Origin of the sequence: Maribellus sp. YY47, from assembly GCF_023111095.1 — a bacterium.
Lineage (GTDB): Bacteria > Bacteroidota > Bacteroidia > Bacteroidales > Prolixibacteraceae > Draconibacterium.
This window is the reverse complement of sequence record NZ_JALGYW010000003.1, coordinates 309928-323745: the sequence shown is the minus strand read 5'-3', so window position 1 is coordinate 323745 and position 13818 is coordinate 309928. Positions and strand designations below refer to the sequence as shown.

General features: G+C 43.8%; 14 protein-coding genes. 6 read left to right on the top strand and 8 right to left on the bottom strand.

The genetic code is table 11. The features are described 5' to 3' along the window. The first annotated feature begins 149 nt into the window (after positions 1-149). Positions 150-659, top strand: coding sequence for a DUF4488 domain-containing protein (locus MR764_RS04020; protein ID WP_247978107.1), 510 nt, complete (start codon positions 150-152; stop codon positions 657-659). Between the two features lie 90 nt (positions 660-749). On the opposite strand, the gene MR764_RS04015 is transcribed toward MR764_RS04020, so the two are convergent. Next, on the bottom strand, positions 750-941 hold the full coding sequence (locus MR764_RS04015) for a hypothetical protein (protein WP_247978106.1): 192 nt from the start codon (positions 939-941) through the stop codon (positions 750-752). Here MR764_RS04015 and MR764_RS04010 point away from each other — a divergent pair. Beyond that, positions 940-1704: a hypothetical protein gene (locus MR764_RS04010; protein WP_247978105.1), complete on the top strand. Its 765-nt coding sequence runs from the start codon at positions 940-942 to the stop codon at positions 1702-1704. The two genes, MR764_RS04015 and MR764_RS04010, sit on opposite strands and share 2 nt — an antisense overlap. A 77-nt stretch (positions 1705-1781) precedes the next feature. Here MR764_RS04010 and MR764_RS04005 read toward each other — a convergent pair whose 3' ends face one another. Next, complete coding sequence (locus MR764_RS04005; RefSeq protein WP_247978104.1) at positions 1782-3599, bottom strand: hypothetical protein; 1818 nt, start codon at positions 3597-3599, stop codon at positions 1782-1784. Between the two features lie 36 nt (positions 3600-3635). After that, complete coding sequence (locus MR764_RS04000; RefSeq protein WP_247978103.1) at positions 3636-4013, bottom strand: SpaA isopeptide-forming pilin-related protein; 378 nt, start codon at positions 4011-4013, stop codon at positions 3636-3638. Positions 4014-4467: 454 nt separating this feature from the next. Here MR764_RS04000 and MR764_RS03995 point away from each other — a divergent pair, with 454 nt between their 5' ends. Beyond that, positions 4468-5058 carry a Crp/Fnr family transcriptional regulator gene (locus tag MR764_RS03995; RefSeq protein ID WP_247978102.1) on the top strand — a complete coding sequence of 197 codons (591 nt, stop codon included), beginning with the start codon at positions 4468-4470 and terminating at the stop codon, positions 5056-5058. Between the two features lie 13 nt (positions 5059-5071). Here MR764_RS03995 and MR764_RS03990 read toward each other — a convergent pair whose 3' ends face one another. Further along, positions 5072-5818, bottom strand: a complete 747-nt coding sequence (locus tag MR764_RS03990) for an SDR family oxidoreductase (protein WP_247978101.1) — start codon at positions 5816-5818, stop codon at positions 5072-5074. Beyond that, a complete protein-coding gene (locus MR764_RS03985) occupies positions 5815-6240 on the bottom strand; it encodes a DUF3788 family protein (RefSeq protein ID WP_247978100.1) in 426 nt (141 codons plus the stop codon). The genes MR764_RS03990 and MR764_RS03985 overlap by 4 nt, the downstream gene beginning before the upstream one ends. 509 nt (positions 6241-6749) lie before the next feature. On the opposite strand from MR764_RS03985, the gene asnB reads away from it, so the two are divergent. Then, the gene (gene asnB, locus MR764_RS03980; RefSeq protein WP_247978099.1) at positions 6750-8435 is read left to right on the top strand and encodes an asparagine synthase B; all 1686 of its coding nucleotides are present in this window, start codon (positions 6750-6752) and stop codon (positions 8433-8435) included. A gap of 70 nt (positions 8436-8505) precedes the next feature. On the opposite strand, the gene MR764_RS03975 is transcribed toward asnB, so the two are convergent. Both MR764_RS03975 and MR764_RS03970 read right to left on the bottom strand, forming a co-directional pair. Further along, entirely contained in the window at positions 8506-9081 is a 576-nt protein-coding gene (locus MR764_RS03975; protein ID WP_247978098.1) for a hypothetical protein, read from the bottom strand. Continuing rightward, a complete protein-coding gene (locus tag MR764_RS03970; RefSeq protein WP_247978097.1) occupies positions 9078-9941 on the bottom strand; it encodes a patatin-like phospholipase family protein in 864 nt (287 codons plus the stop codon). Before MR764_RS03970 ends, MR764_RS03975 begins: the two co-directional genes overlap by 4 nt. 354 nt (positions 9942-10295) lie before the next feature. Between MR764_RS03970 and MR764_RS03965 the strand changes: the two genes are divergently transcribed. Together MR764_RS03965 and MR764_RS03960 are read left to right on the top strand one after the other, a co-directional pair. Further along, positions 10296-11402, top strand: a complete 1107-nt coding sequence (locus MR764_RS03965) for a TlpA disulfide reductase family protein (protein ID WP_247978096.1) — start codon at positions 10296-10298, stop codon at positions 11400-11402. Between the two features lie 110 nt (positions 11403-11512). Further along, positions 11513-12424, top strand: coding sequence for a DMT family transporter (locus tag MR764_RS03960; protein ID WP_247978095.1), 912 nt, complete (start codon positions 11513-11515; stop codon positions 12422-12424). A 9-nt stretch (positions 12425-12433) separates the two neighbouring features. Here the strand turns inward: MR764_RS03960 and MR764_RS03955 are convergent, their stop codons facing one another. Beyond that, positions 12434-13744 (bottom strand): S28 family serine protease, encoded by a 1311-nt coding sequence (locus MR764_RS03955; protein ID WP_247978094.1) that lies wholly within the window; start codon positions 13742-13744, stop codon positions 12434-12436. Between the last annotated feature and the right edge of the window lie 74 nt (positions 13745-13818).

Here is a 13818-nt window from a genome sequence, read left to right as displayed (position 1 = left end):
GCACAAACAAGATACCATTAAAATTAAAAGCTATAAAAGAACAGACCGTTTCAAAGCTAGCTTTGAAACGGTCTGTGAATCTATTAACTTAGTCCAATAATCTGTAACGCTTATTTAGGACTAGTCAAAAACCAAACTGTTATTACGACATGAAAACGACCATTTTAACCACCGTATTTTTAGTGTTGTCTGTTGTTGTGCTCAAGGCCCAGGACTCGTTTAACATGAATCCGTTTGAAGGCGTTTGGCAGATGTATATTCCGGTAGGGGGTAATCCGCTAGTCGAAAACAAGGAAAACGGAGAGCTTAGCCTCGATTCTGCCAAAGTGCGGCCGGGCTACAATTACAAGATTTTTAGCGCGGATGGTCATTTTGTTACCTTGTTTGCTACGCAGATGGTATCGAAGCTAACCATTATGGGTACCTACGAAGTGTTGTCGCCCGGTATTTATATCGAACATGTAAAAGAACATACCAACCCGGCCTATGCCAATAAAGATACAGAGCTGGAGTACCGGTTTATCGGCGATGATATTTTTATAATGACCTACGAAAACGAATTCGGGAACAAGTCGCTGGAAGTGTGGAAGCAGGTAACGTTTGGTAATCCCATGGAAGAATTGGTCAGGCTCAGGCAATTAGAGCAAAAGAAGAACTAGCGTTGTTTGAGTGCATTGGCTTGCGGTTTTATGTGCTCAGCAACGGAAGAAAAATGACAGCTTCACAGTTGCCAGTCTAAGAGCCATTTCTTATCCGGGAGATGGCTCTTCCTCTTTGTATTGTTGTTGTGATATTAATGTGGTTAAGTCCATAAAAAAGATGCGTGGTTCCGGTTTATGAACCAAATCTGTTTTATCTCGTAAAGTAGAGATACCATTAAGTTCAGAATCCGTTTCACCGGGATCAATTTCTTTTTTATAATCATTAAAATAGCAGGTCATGAAAAACAAATGGAGATTGAAGTGGAGTGGGTATGATATTGTTCTTGGATTTTTCATCCTTTTCCTCGTTGCCGCAGCTTGCAATTCAGCTGATTTAAATGAGCAAACTGAACCGGTATTGAAAAGCAAGTCTTTTTTGCCGGATTTCCCGGGAGCAGAAGCCTTTGTTTCCGGATTTTCGAACCCGTATCTGGCTTTTGAAACCGGGAAAGTATTTCACTATGCCGGTGAAACCGAAGACGGAGAAGAAACAATTGTTGTTACCGTTACTGATGAAACCAAAATGATAATGGGGGTCGAGGCCACCGTGGTTCGCGACATTGCCTATCTCGATGGCGAAATGGTTGAAAAAACCGACGACTGGTATGCCGAAGATATGGATGGTAATGTTTGGTATTTTGGTGAATACAGCGAAGAATATGAAGATGGCGAACTAGTTGGGACCGAGGGGTCGTGGGAAGCTGGTGTGGATGGAGCTTTACCCGGAGTACTGATGTTTGCCCATCCTAAAATGGGGATGAAATATCAGCAGGAATATTACGAAGGCGAAGCAGAAGATATGGCAATGGTAATCAACCTCGATAAAATGGTTGATATCGATTTCGGAACATTTGAAGGTTGTTTGGAAACCATGGAGTGGACACCGCTTGAACCCGGAGAACGGGAGCATAAGTTCTATAAAGAAGACATTGGTTTGTTAATGGAACTTCAACCAAAGGGGGGACGAATTATCGTGGAACTGGTTTCGGTGGATCAACCTTAACCTCTGTTTTAAAAGAAAAGTAAGGCTGTCGGAATGAACCGTACAGCCTTTTTTGCTCATTAATTGGAGAGGGGGTATTAATTTTCTGTTGTTGTTTCAAAAATCTCTTGACCGACCAGTTTCAGGCTGCCGTTTTTAACCATGCAGTAGGGCTTGTGGTCTCCGGCTGTTGTCGGATGCCAGGTGTTTTTGGTTTTTCCGTCAATTCCACTTACGGTGATCGGATATTTCCAGTAACCGCCTGCTGTTGTCGGTACTTCACCCTGGCCAATATAATCGCGCGACTCCCACGAAACAAACATCAGCGGAGCGGGCAATTCCCAGCTGTCGGTTATCTTTACTTCCACTTCTTTGGCAACGCCCACCTTTGTGGTTGATAGGTCGGTATTGTCTGTTCTGTCCAGTTTGCCTGGGCTGTGCCAGGTTTCCAGTTCCGGCGAAAGTGGAATCTCAGCAACCTCAAAGGTTTGATTCAGTATTTTAAATACATCGAGCCAGGCTCCGGCACCGATGTTGGGATGCACTTTCATGTCGCCGCCCCATCCGATATACACCTCGGGGGCTACCGTATCTTGCAGGCTTATGGCTTCGCCGGCACCAACACCCATGTTGAATTTTACATCCATCGGAAGATTGATGGCAGGGCCGGCAAGACCATAAATAGCTACTTCAAATGTTGGAATAAGTGAGAAAGTCATGGCCATGGAAGCCATTGCTTCCACTTTTAGCGGACGTGGTTTTAGGCTGATTTCTCCAAAATTGAAATCCATTTTATGTGAGTAATCTTTTGAAAAGTATGCATCCCAGGGGTGCCATTTGGGCACTTTTAGCTTGGCATGTCCGTTTAATTTGAAATCGATATCATCAATGGTGGTTTCAAGTTCTATACCCGATACAAATTTTAGATCGCCTTCGACCGTAATTTTTACTTTTCCGTCTAGTTTTGGCGAAATATGCACGATTACAGGAACCACACCCACCTGGAAATCGAAAATGATAATGGTAGGATCGATAATTGAGAATTCCTCGTCGACCAGATCTTTCTGTGCTTTTGCCTCAATGCCAATGTCGGTCCACACTTTAAAATCGATATTGCTGGGTTTTACCTCGATGCCTCCCCAGTACTCGGTAAATTTGCTGTTGTGACTGGCTGAGAGGTTCATGTCGAGATCCATCCAGAACGAAGCTCCAAAATCTTCCAGTCCAACAGTAATTGGGAGTTTTGGGATGTAGAACTGGGTGTCGAATTCTTTTTCAAAGCCAATTTTGCTGTCGTGCCAGTGTACGCTGGTATTGGAAGCGCTTTTTAATGTGCCGTTTTTTACTGATAGCAAGGTTTTGGTCTCACCGTTTTCAACTACTCTTATTCTTGTTGGATGGATTCGCCCCGAATTATCGGTTAATGCTTTGCTCAGCTCTTCCTTCGAAAGGTTGCTCAAACTTTTGGTTTGCATTTGTTCCATGCTGTATTCGGGTGTAAAAGAGAGGGGTATATCAATGTTTTTAAATATATCGGTAAAGGTTCCCGCCTCGGTTTGCAACACGTATTCTCCGCCTTCGATGGCAACCGCTGTAACAACTCTGACGAGTACATTGTCTTCCATGTCGATGTTAAGAACACAGGCGCTGTCGAGTTCAAAAGCAACACCCAATTCGTTATCGGCATCGAATCGCAGGTCACCGGTAGTTTCATCAAATAAAACGCCGGCCTGACCACCTCCGTGTGTCATCGAGCTGTTCTCCAGAACAATCAGGTTATCGTGTAAAATCCATCGTTCTCCCGGATCGTAAACGACTTCCGGGTCTTCGGTTATGGTGTCTTCCTGGCACGAAGTAAAGAGGCCGGTGCTCCAAAGCAGGGTGAGGATGACTAGATATGCATGTATGTTTTTCATGATAATTTAGTTGTATTTGTGTGAAAAATGGGGCTTTTAATATTCGATAGGAGTGGCAATCTTTACAACCACCTCGAATCGCTGACCGGTTTCAATGGCATTTTTGGTTGCTGCTACATCGCTGGTATTGTCCAGGCCATCCTTCTCCACATAAAAGAAGTAACGCTGCTCTTCCAGGTTTTCGAAAAGCGCCTGGCCTGCCTGGTCGGTTTGCAAGGTGCTGATGGGATCTGTTTTCATAAGCAAATCGTTTTCGGTATTGTAAAGCGTAACGTTTGCTCCGTCTATAGGAGTCAGGTATTTGCTGATAACGGCGATCTGAAGTTGGGGGGCAGGCTTTACATATTCCTCGTCGGTGCAACTCCAAATGGAAAGCACCAGAGTCAATACTGCAATAAGGTTAAATCTCTTCATAAAATATGGTGTTGTTTTTGGTTGTAAATTCATGTTCATTTTTGTGTCGACGCTTTTATCATCCGCAGCATGATTTGCAGAGTTACACCGAAATAAAGACAAGCGAGAATTGGCCAGAATGTTCTGCATTACTTTTTTCCGTCTTTTCGGTTTTATGCAAAAGAAGTTAATAGGTTTTTACTTGGTTTATAGCGATTCATTGTTCTGTAAATTGATGGTAATTCATTTGTATTTAGGATTTACTGCCACAAAATTAGGTGAATGGTTAAATCTATTCTTATCATAAGTTAAATATTGACTTAACCTATGGTAATTTCTTTAATTTAGGAGTTGATTATTACTAAACCCGGGAACTATGCCGACGAATGAGAAGGATAATTTTTTAAGGTATCAAAACCAATTTTACGCATTTATAAAAGCAACCAGCCCGATCTCCGAGTCAACATGGGGGAAGATGTGCGAAATAATGCGTTTTTATGAAGTTAGTAAGGGGACAAAGTTGCTCGATTATATGCGCGTGGAGAGGGCCGTTCGTTTTTTGGGAAAGGGAATTGTTAAATGTGAAGATCATTTTAACGGAAAATCTTTTGTGTACGATTTTAGAGTGGCTCCCATTATTCTGTGTGAAACGGTTTCCTTTTTTAACGTCAGCCCTTCGCGTATTACCCTGGAGGCGGTTACGGATTGTGAATTTATTGAACTCCCGGGCGATCCTTTTTTCCCGTTGATCTATTCAAATCCCGACCTGGCAAAATTTGCAATTAATGGAGTTGCCAATTACCTTGGAATGACACATTATAAAGTTGCTTTATTGCGTACGATGAGTGCTGATAAACGCTACAAACAGTTTTTGCGTGAATTTCCGGAGGTGGCCAAATATTGTGAGCTAAAAGATATTTCCTCGTATCTCAATATTACGCCGCAAAGCCTTAGCCGCATCCGAAAAACAATAAAATGGGCAGAAAATGAAAAAGCGCTGGAGGCCTTAAGTAACGAGTTGGAGGTGGTGTATAAAACTTATCCTGCCTCTTCGTCCGAAATGTAATTTTCAGAAAACTTTATACATAAATCATCCGGGTGGTCATCCCTCCGTCGATAACAAAGTTTTGCCCGGTAATAAAGTCGTTTTCCTCCTGCAGCAGAAAAAGAACCATGTTGGCAATGTCTGAAGCTTTTCCCACCCGGCCTGCAGGATGTTGCAGATGATCTTCGCGCGTAAGTTTGTACTGATGTGCCGTTGCTTTTTTACGCACCGCCGATACGTCAATCCAGCCCGGACTAATGCTGTTCACCTTTATTTGCGGGCCAAGACTGGCTGCCAGCGAATGTGTCAGCGCCATGATTCCTCCTTTGCTGGCCGAGTAGGCTTCTGTGTGCGGTTCCGATTGCAAGGCACGTGTTGAGGCCATGTTTATCATACGGCCTCCGGACTGCTGCATAAAAGGAATCACGTATTTTGAACAGAGAAAAGCACCCGTGAGATTGGTGCCGATCACCCGGTTCCATTCGCTTAAACTTAATTCGGTAACCGGTTTGTTGTCCATAATGGCTGCATTGTTGATCAATCCGTAAATGTTACCGTGGGTTTTTGCCGACAATGCCACAGCTTGTTTTACGGCCTCCTCATCCGAAACATCAACACAAAACATACTCAGGGCCTCTTCCCGAAGTTCCTCCTTTAACTCGTTAATGGCTTCCTCGTCTATTTCAAATACCGTTACGGCGTACCCGTTTTTCAGCAGATCCATTACAAGCATTTTGCCTATGCCCTGGGCGCCACCGGTAACAATTATGTTTTTCTTCATTTTAATTTTGCAAGTTTAATTTCTATCAATGTTTTTACGTCGTTAATCAGGGAGGCCTCGTTTATGTCCAGGCGCAACACTCTGCCTTCCATATAAACTTTTGAGTTCATCAGCTCCTCTTTAATCCAGGGCTTTATATCGCTTTCCAGGATCTTCTCGCTGGCTTTCTGCCCGAAAACCATTACAAGTTTAAAATAACCCTGTCTTGGCGATAAATATACGATGGCTCTTTTTTTATCCTTTATGCGAAAACTCCAGCCGTATTTTTTTACTGAAACATGCCATTCTTCCTCTGCATTGGGGGATTTCTCCAATACAAAGTCTCTGATTTTCATCCACTGCGAAAAGGTTTCTCCAAGTGGAGATTTTAAATCTTCGGTACAAGGTTGCAGGCGAAGATCGGTAAAAATACTGGTATCCATTTTTCTTTTAACGCTTGATTGGAACATCGTACCTCCGGCAATGCAATTTACTAAATCAGAAGAAGGAGAACGTCATTCCCGTCATTTTCTTGTTGCGGCCATGATGGAGACAAATAATTTGTTGTGAGGACGAAAGAATGATCGGAAATATTACTGATATGTTAGCGAAATGTAACTTTTTTAATCATAAAGAATAAAATATGGCTTTTAAAATGACAAATTAATTGAAGTAAGCCTGTTTTGAAAAATCGGTTACTTTTTTTGATATAGCCTTTTGTTTTTCGGGGGGTATAGATGAAAAAAAAGTGTTTTTTCCAGATGTGCCCGATTGGGAAGGAGGTTTTTTAAAATAATTAATATATTAAAATGTTCGCGTATTTATTGAAAATGGATTTTATTGCAAGGAATGCGTTGTTTAATTAAGAAAAATGTCATCAAAAGTTTTTGTGGTATGACAATTTGATTATTTTTGAAGAAGTTTTTCAACCGAATATTAGTTATTTAAAGATATGTGTGGAATAGTAGGAGTTTTTGATCTGAGAATTGGCGCAGAGGAATTGCGCCCTCAGGTGCTTAAGATGTCACGAAAATTGCGGCATCGCGGACCGGACTGGTCAGGTATTTATTGTGGCGAGAAAGCCATCATTGCCCACGAACGTCTTTCCATTGTTGACCCGGAATCGGGTGGTCAGCCGTTATACAGCAAAGATGGAAAGTTAATCCTGGGGGTGAATGGTGAAATATACAATCACCGGGAGATTCGGAAAAAATACGAAGGGAAATATGAATTTCTTACCGGATCGGATTGCGAAGTGATCCTGGCGCTGTATCGCGATAAAAAGGAAAAATTCCTCGACGACATGAACGGAATTTTTGCCTTTGCCTTGTACGATGAGGAGGAAGATGCCTACCTGATTGGTCGCGATCACATTGGAATTATTCCGTTGTACCAGGGGTGGGATAAATACGGCAACTATTATGTGGCATCGGAGCTGAAAGCGCTCGAACGCTATTGCTTTAAAATTGAGGAGTTTCCTCCCGGACATTATCTTTATAGCAAAGAAGGCGAAATGAAACGTTGGTATGTTCGCGAATGGACGGAATTTGACAACGTAAAAGATAATCCAGCAGATGTGGAGGAATTGTCGGCAGCGTTGGAAAAAGCCGTACACCGCCAGTTGATGTCTGATGTTCCTTATGGCGTATTGCTTTCGGGAGGATTGGATTCGTCGATCACCTCGGCGCTTGCCAAGAAATTCTCAACCACTCGTGTAGAAGAAGATGATCAGAAAGCTGCGTGGTGGCCGCAGTTGCACTCGTTTGTTATTGGTTTGGACGGATCTCCTGACCTTGCTGCTGCCCGAAAGGTAGCCGATCACATCGGGACCATCCACCACGAGATTCATTATACCATCCAGGAAGGCTTGGATGCCATTAAAGACGTTATTTACCATATCGAAACCTACGATGTTACTACGGTTCGTGCATCTACGCCAATGTACATGCTGGCCCGGGTAATCAAATCGATGGGAATAAAAATGGTGTTGACCGGCGAAGGTGCCGACGAAATATTCGGAGGCTACCTGTATTTCCACAAAGCCCCCAGTGCCCGTGCTTTCCACGAAGAAAGTGTACGTAAAGTAAGCCGTTTGAATATGTACGACTGTTTGCGTGCCAACAAGTCGCTGGCAGCCTGGGGTGTCGAAGGTCGTGTGCCTTTCCTCGATAAAGAGTTTGTGGACGTGGCGATGCGTTTCAACCCTGAAGCGAAAATGGCAAAGGATGGCAAAATGGAGAAACATTGTTTGCGTCAGGGCTTTGCCAAATATCTTCCGGAGGAAGTGGCCTGGAGACAAAAAGAACAATTCTCGGATGGCGTGGGTTACGGCTGGATCGATACGCTGAAAAAGATCGCTGCCGAAAAAGTAAGCGATGAAATGATGAGTAACGCAAAATTCAGGTTCCCGGTAAATACTCCGATGAACAAGGAAGAATACCTTTATCGCGAAATTTACAGCGAGCACTTCCCTTCGGATGCAGCAGCGAAATGTGTACCGTCAGAAGCTTCGATTGCCTGTAGTACGGCTGCAGCTCTGGAGTGGGATGAGTCGTTCCGGAACAATGCCGATCCATCGGGAAGGGCAGTGAATAAAGTTCATGCACAGGGAGCTACTTTCACCGATGTGAAAAAGTAATTCGCTATAAAAATATTGTTCAACAGAACAACGAAGAGCCATCCGCCGTAAAGCGGGTGGTTTTTTGTTGTTATAAATTGCCGGCAAAACACAGCGCTACAAAATTCCGAATCAGCTGATGATTGTAAAACTCGGGATGAAACTGCGAGGTGTAAAGCGGCTTGCTTTTATGTTTCATCAACTGGTTTTTACAGGTATCAGCAGTGGCCAGTAATACGAAATCTTCAGGTAAGGTGATCGAATCGTTGTGCATCTGGCGTACCGTAAAATCTTGCGGCAGATCGCTAAAAATCGGATCGTTTTGAATGATCTTCACCGTAAAATCGCCAGATTCGGGTTCTTCGCTTCTTAACAGTCGCGCACCGTATAAATACCCTGTAATATGATGGCCGGCACAAATTCCGAATACCGGTTTTTCATAATCCCGGATCCATTTAAAGTAGGGGAGGTGGTGATTCACAATGTCATCGCCTTGCGGAGAACCGGTGAGGATAATTCCGTCAAAATCCTCGAAATGGCTTGTTAAACAATCTTTGTATTCGATAGAAACAGCTTCCGCTCCGGTTTCACTCACGATCTTTTCGATGGGAGCGGCAAATTCGCGGATGCCGGGTTCCGCATTGTTGATAATGAGTATCTTTTTCATTGCTGATCTAAGACTTGCCGGGCAGCCAGTCTGCCTGTTTCAATAACTTCGGTTGCTTTGTAAAAATCGTAAGTTCCGCAGGTATCGCGCGAAATTTCTACCAGAATATCAGGTTTGCCATTTTCTATGGCCAGTTGCGCCAGTCGCAGCATGCCGGTGGTAAGCGTATTGTCGATCAGCGAGAGGTATCCCAAACTGTGTTCTTTCTCTTTTGAATGGCTCAGAAATTCGGCAAACCGATTCAGCCATTTGCTATGGTTCTCTTCTTTTTTCTTTGTCTCTTTTTTACTCAGAACCGGGCTAACAACGGGAATGTTGGCATTTACATGGACCGCTACCAGCAAATCTCCCTTGGTGCGTTCCACATTCGAAATCGGGACATTGTTCATCACTCCGCCGTCAACCAGTATCATCCCGTCTTTTTCGATGGGCGTAAAAACGGTTGGAATGGCAATGGAAGCCCGGATAGCATCGAAAAGCATTCCGCTTCGAAATACTATTTCCCGGTGTTGAATAATGTCTACCGCTGTTGCTGAGTAGGGAATGGGCAAGTCTTCAATCCGGGTATCGGGAATAAATTCCTTGATGGTATTAAGCACGCGTTCTCCTTTTACCAGCCCGGCAGCGCTAAAGGTAAAATCAACGAGTTTAAAAACTTCAAACTGATCAAGTGCTGTCACCCAGTCGCGAAATTCGGAAAGCTTCCCCTGGGCATAAACACCGGCAACCAGAGCACCCATCGAAGTTCCGGCGATCGAAGTGATCTCGTAGTCGCGCTTTAACAGCTCCTCAATCACACCAATGTGGGCAAGGCCGCGTGCGCCTCCGCCCGATAACACCAAAGCTATTTTTTTTGTCATAGTCCGTCAATTGATTTCCTAAATGTAAGAAGAATGTTTGTTGTGCCCAATTTCAGAGAAACGTTGTAATACTGCGTTAATAAAGCTACTGATTCAGTAAGTTTTAAGGAACCCCGATGGCGTGCGGCTTTTATTCTTCTGAAAGATTGTAGTTTCAGTTTTACAGAAGTTTAACGGTAAAATGTGAAGTTGGATTAACATTGTTGCGCAAGGGTATTATATTCTAAATCTTTAATTATCTTCGAGTCTTAAAATAAAAACTTTAAAAAGGCATTTAAACCTGTATTTCTTGAGTATTGGAGGATGTTCGAAATAAAAGTTTAGGAAGAAAACCATTTAAAATTGATGAATAAAATGAAAAAGTATTTTGTACTGATTATCGGTATTGCATTGTTTGCGTGTTCAAAACCAAGTGGATTTAAAATCGACGTTAACCTGGAAGGAGCTGACGGACAGATTGTCCTGGAAGAAAGAACAGAGGGCAAATTTGTGGGTATCGATACCGCTGATGTGGTCGACGGAGTAGCGGTTCTGGAGGGTTCGGTTGAGTATCCGACTATGTACTACATTTCGATTTTGGGACAACGGGCCAAAGCCATGATTTTTGTTGAAAATGCAAAAATGACCGTAACCGGAAAGGCAGACTCGATCAATTTTGTAAAAATTGAAGGTTCGGCAACACAGGATGAGTACTCCGCGCTGAACGACCAGATGAAAGCCATTCAGGATGAATACATGAATTTGTATAAGGAATCGGTTGAAGCCAGGCAAGCCGGAGATACTGCCAAAGCCAGTGAATTAATGGCAAAGGTTGAAGAGATTTATGAGTCTGCCAGCGAGCGGATGAATACGCTTCAGGAAGATTTTGTTAAAAATAATCCGGCATCTTATGTTAGCCCGGTTATTCTGAACAGCGTGCAGTACAACAAAAGTGCTGAACAGCTGGATTCGATGATCAATGCGCTGGATCCAAAAGTACAGCAAGTGCCAATGATTGTTGATATGAAGGCACAGATTGAAAAAATGAAGCGGGTGTCAATCGGACAGATCGCTCCTGATTTTACGCAAAATGATCCGGACGGAAACCCTGTAAAATTCTCAGACATTTATTCGCAAAACGAGCTGACTTTGCTCGATTTCTGGGCATCGTGGTGTGGACCCTGCCGTCAGGAAAACCCGAACGTGGTGGCGGTTTACAACGAATTCAAGGACAAAGGATTTACCGTTTTTGGTGTTTCGCTTGACCGCGATAAAGATGCCTGGTTAAAAGGTATTGCTGACGATGGTCTTACCTGGGCACATGTTTCAGACCTTGCATACTGGGGGAACGCAGCAGCCCAGGAATATGCAATTCGCAGTATTCCGAGTAGTTTGCTGGTGGATAAAACCGGTAAAATTGTAGAAAAAAATAAAAGGGGAGAAGAGCTGAAAGCTTTTGTTGAAGGTTACTTTGCCAAGTAATTTCTCCTGAAACCAAAGATAGTTTAAAGAGCCATTCTTGCCACTTAAGGAAGAGTGGTTCTTTGTTTAAAAGCAGCCGGGTTGCCGGATTAATAAAAAATCATTTAAGGATGCAAAATCATTTTGGCGAAATAGCAGGTGTATTAACCGCCGTTTTCTGGACCATCACTGCCATGGCGTTTGAGTCGGCAGGGAAAAAAGTGGGTTCGCTGGCCGTGAACCTGATTCGTTTGGTCATTGCTTTTTTTCTGATTGGCACATACAGTTGGGTGGCCCGTGGCTTTTTCTTCCCCTCCGATGCTACAGCTTATGCCTGGAAATGGCTGGCTTTATCGGGCCTGGTGGGTTTTGTGATCGGCGACTTGCTGCTGTTTCAGTCGTACCTGGTAATCGGCGCGCGTGTGGCGATGCTGATTATGGCACTGGCGCCACCTTTTGCCGCTTTAATCGGCTGGCTGATGCTGGACGAGGTGTTGTCGCCTAAAAACTGGCTGGGAATGGCAGTTACCATGACCGGAATTGTACTGGTGATTCTGAAACGTGAAAAGAAAGAGCAGAACGGCGCGATCGTTAGAAAGCTGACTTCAAGTTATTCCATTCCCGGTTTATTACTGGCATTGGGTGGCGCATTGGGGCAGGCAGCCGGACTGGTGATCAGCAAGAAAGGAATGGGCGATTACGACGCTTTTTCTTCCACACAAATACGGGTGCTCACCGGTATTGTTGGTTTCTCCATCCTCTTTATTTTTATGAAACGCTGGCCGCGTGTTTGGGCTGCATTAAAAAACGGGCCTGCCATGAAACGAATTTCACTGGGCGCTTTTTTTGGTCCTTTCCTGGGCGTTTCCTTTTCGTTGCTGGCCGTTCAGCATACCCAAACAGGTATCGCTGCTACTTTGATGGCAATTGTTCCGGTGCTGATTATTGCTCCTGCCATTTTTATTTTCAAGGAAAAAATAAACTGGAAAGAAATAATTGGCGCCCTGATCACTGTTGCCGGTGTTGCCATGTTTTTCCTCTAGGCGAACATTCTAGTCCAGTTCAATATTTACGGGAATTCCGAGCCATTCTTCCAGCTTTTCCTTTACCTGTTTCTTTTGATCGGGCAGCAGGTTGCCAATACGAGCGGCGTGCGATCCTTCAGCTTTTACCATATTTAGAAAATTATCTTTTTCCGGAATTTCAAAAGCTGTGGCAAACCAGGGATCCCAGCCGCCATAGATGAAAAGTATACGGGCATCGGTAGTATCAATAAATTCCTTCACATGCTTTGCTGTTTTCTTGTTGTATTTTATCTGAAGATCGGTCGGAAGGAAGATTTTTGATAAATAATTTTTGGCCGACTTTATTTTCAAATAAGGCTTGAACGGTTTGGTGCCGTAACCATAATAGCCCAATTCGCGGGCAGCCTGCACAAAAAACGATTTAATTTCGTCCATGCCCTCGATGGCAAAGTACGATGGATTCGAAACGATCATCAGGTGTTTGAAGAGAGTGTCGGGATCCTGGTCGGCAGCCGGAACCTGGTCGGCAAGATTACCCCACTGCCAGAGTGCAAACGGATATTCAAGTACGCAATAGTCGAGTACTTCGTCCATACTGATCCGGAAAGTGAATTTTTGCTGTTCGCAAAGTGCTTTTAGTTTGGGCAGGTAAACCGAGCGGTTTTTTAATATTTCTGTTTGAAATTCCAGTATTTTTTTGCGTTGTTCAGGTGTTCCGGGAACGTTGGCAATAAACGGTTCGTGCCGGCCGTCTTCCACTCCAAAATTCAGCGGGGCCACATAGGGTATCGAAACATCCACATCGTTGGGATACAGCCAGCGGTGGTACACCACGGTTTGTCCGCCTTTGCTGATGCCGGTGTTGATCCACTTTCCGGTGTAGTATTTTTTCATCATCAGCACAATGTGGTGATGATCGGCTGCGGCATTTTTTACGGTCAGGTAATCCCAGTTCAGCGGTTTGGGCCATGATTCGCCAAAATAACGGTGTTCCACACAGATCTGGCTGGCGTTCAGCATTGGGCTTAGTTCGTTGATATAGCGCGGACTTCCGGCATAGCCTGCCGTATACCCTTCGGTAATAAAAACAACGGGGGCTTCTTTTGCTTTATCGGCTACGAAAACACGTTGCAGAAAAGTGCCTTTTTCGGGATGGTTGTAATCAAGCTGTTGTTCTACCATAATTTTGTAGGTAGACGTAAAAAAAGCGTTGCCTTCAATCTTTTCCACACTTTTAATTTCGGGCTGCGCTTTTAAAAAGGCTTCAATATCGGTTTCCTGTGCAAACGACAGCGAGAAGGCCAGCAGTAAGGCAATAAATAGAACCAGTTGTTTCATCATCTAAATTATTGGAATGATTTTGTGGATATAATTATTCATCTTTTTTGTAAGAATACCCATCGTCAGTTTTC

Excerpts from the sequence above, each read along its gene's own strand:
- MR764_RS04020 (WP_247978107.1), top strand. The coding sequence starts at position 150 with ATGAAAACGACCATTTTAACCACCGTATTTTTAGTGTTGTCTGTTGTT.
- MR764_RS03995 (WP_247978102.1), top strand. The coding sequence starts at position 4,468 with ATGTGCGAAATAATGCGTTTTTATGAAGTTAGTAAGGGGACAAAGTTG.
- MR764_RS03985 (WP_247978100.1), bottom strand. The coding sequence starts at position 6,240 with ATGGATACCAGTATTTTTACCGATCTTCGCCTGCAACCTTGTACCGAA.
- MR764_RS03990 (WP_247978101.1), bottom strand. The coding sequence starts at position 5,818 with ATGAAGAAAAACATAATTGTTACCGGTGGCGCCCAGGGCATAGGCAAA.
- MR764_RS03970 (WP_247978097.1), bottom strand. The coding sequence starts at position 9,941 with ATGACAAAAAAAATAGCTTTGGTGTTATCGGGCGGAGGCGCACGCGGC.
- MR764_RS04000 (WP_247978103.1), bottom strand. The coding sequence starts at position 4,013 with ATGAAGAGATTTAACCTTATTGCAGTATTGACTCTGGTGCTTTCCATT.
- MR764_RS04005 (WP_247978104.1), bottom strand. The coding sequence starts at position 3,599 with ATGAAAAACATACATGCATATCTAGTCATCCTCACCCTGCTTTGGAGC.
- MR764_RS04010 (WP_247978105.1), top strand. The coding sequence starts at position 940 with ATGAAAAACAAATGGAGATTGAAGTGGAGTGGGTATGATATTGTTCTT.
- MR764_RS04015 (WP_247978106.1), bottom strand. The coding sequence starts at position 941 with ATGACCTGCTATTTTAATGATTATAAAAAAGAAATTGATCCCGGTGAA.
- MR764_RS03955 (WP_247978094.1), bottom strand. The coding sequence starts at position 13,744 with ATGAAACAACTGGTTCTATTTATTGCCTTACTGCTGGCCTTCTCGCTG.
- MR764_RS03960 (WP_247978095.1), top strand. The coding sequence starts at position 11,513 with ATGCAAAATCATTTTGGCGAAATAGCAGGTGTATTAACCGCCGTTTTC.
- asnB (WP_247978099.1), top strand. The coding sequence starts at position 6,750 with ATGTGTGGAATAGTAGGAGTTTTTGATCTGAGAATTGGCGCAGAGGAA.
- MR764_RS03975 (WP_247978098.1), bottom strand. The coding sequence starts at position 9,081 with ATGAAAAAGATACTCATTATCAACAATGCGGAACCCGGCATCCGCGAA.
- MR764_RS03965 (WP_247978096.1), top strand. The coding sequence starts at position 10,296 with ATGAAAAAGTATTTTGTACTGATTATCGGTATTGCATTGTTTGCGTGT.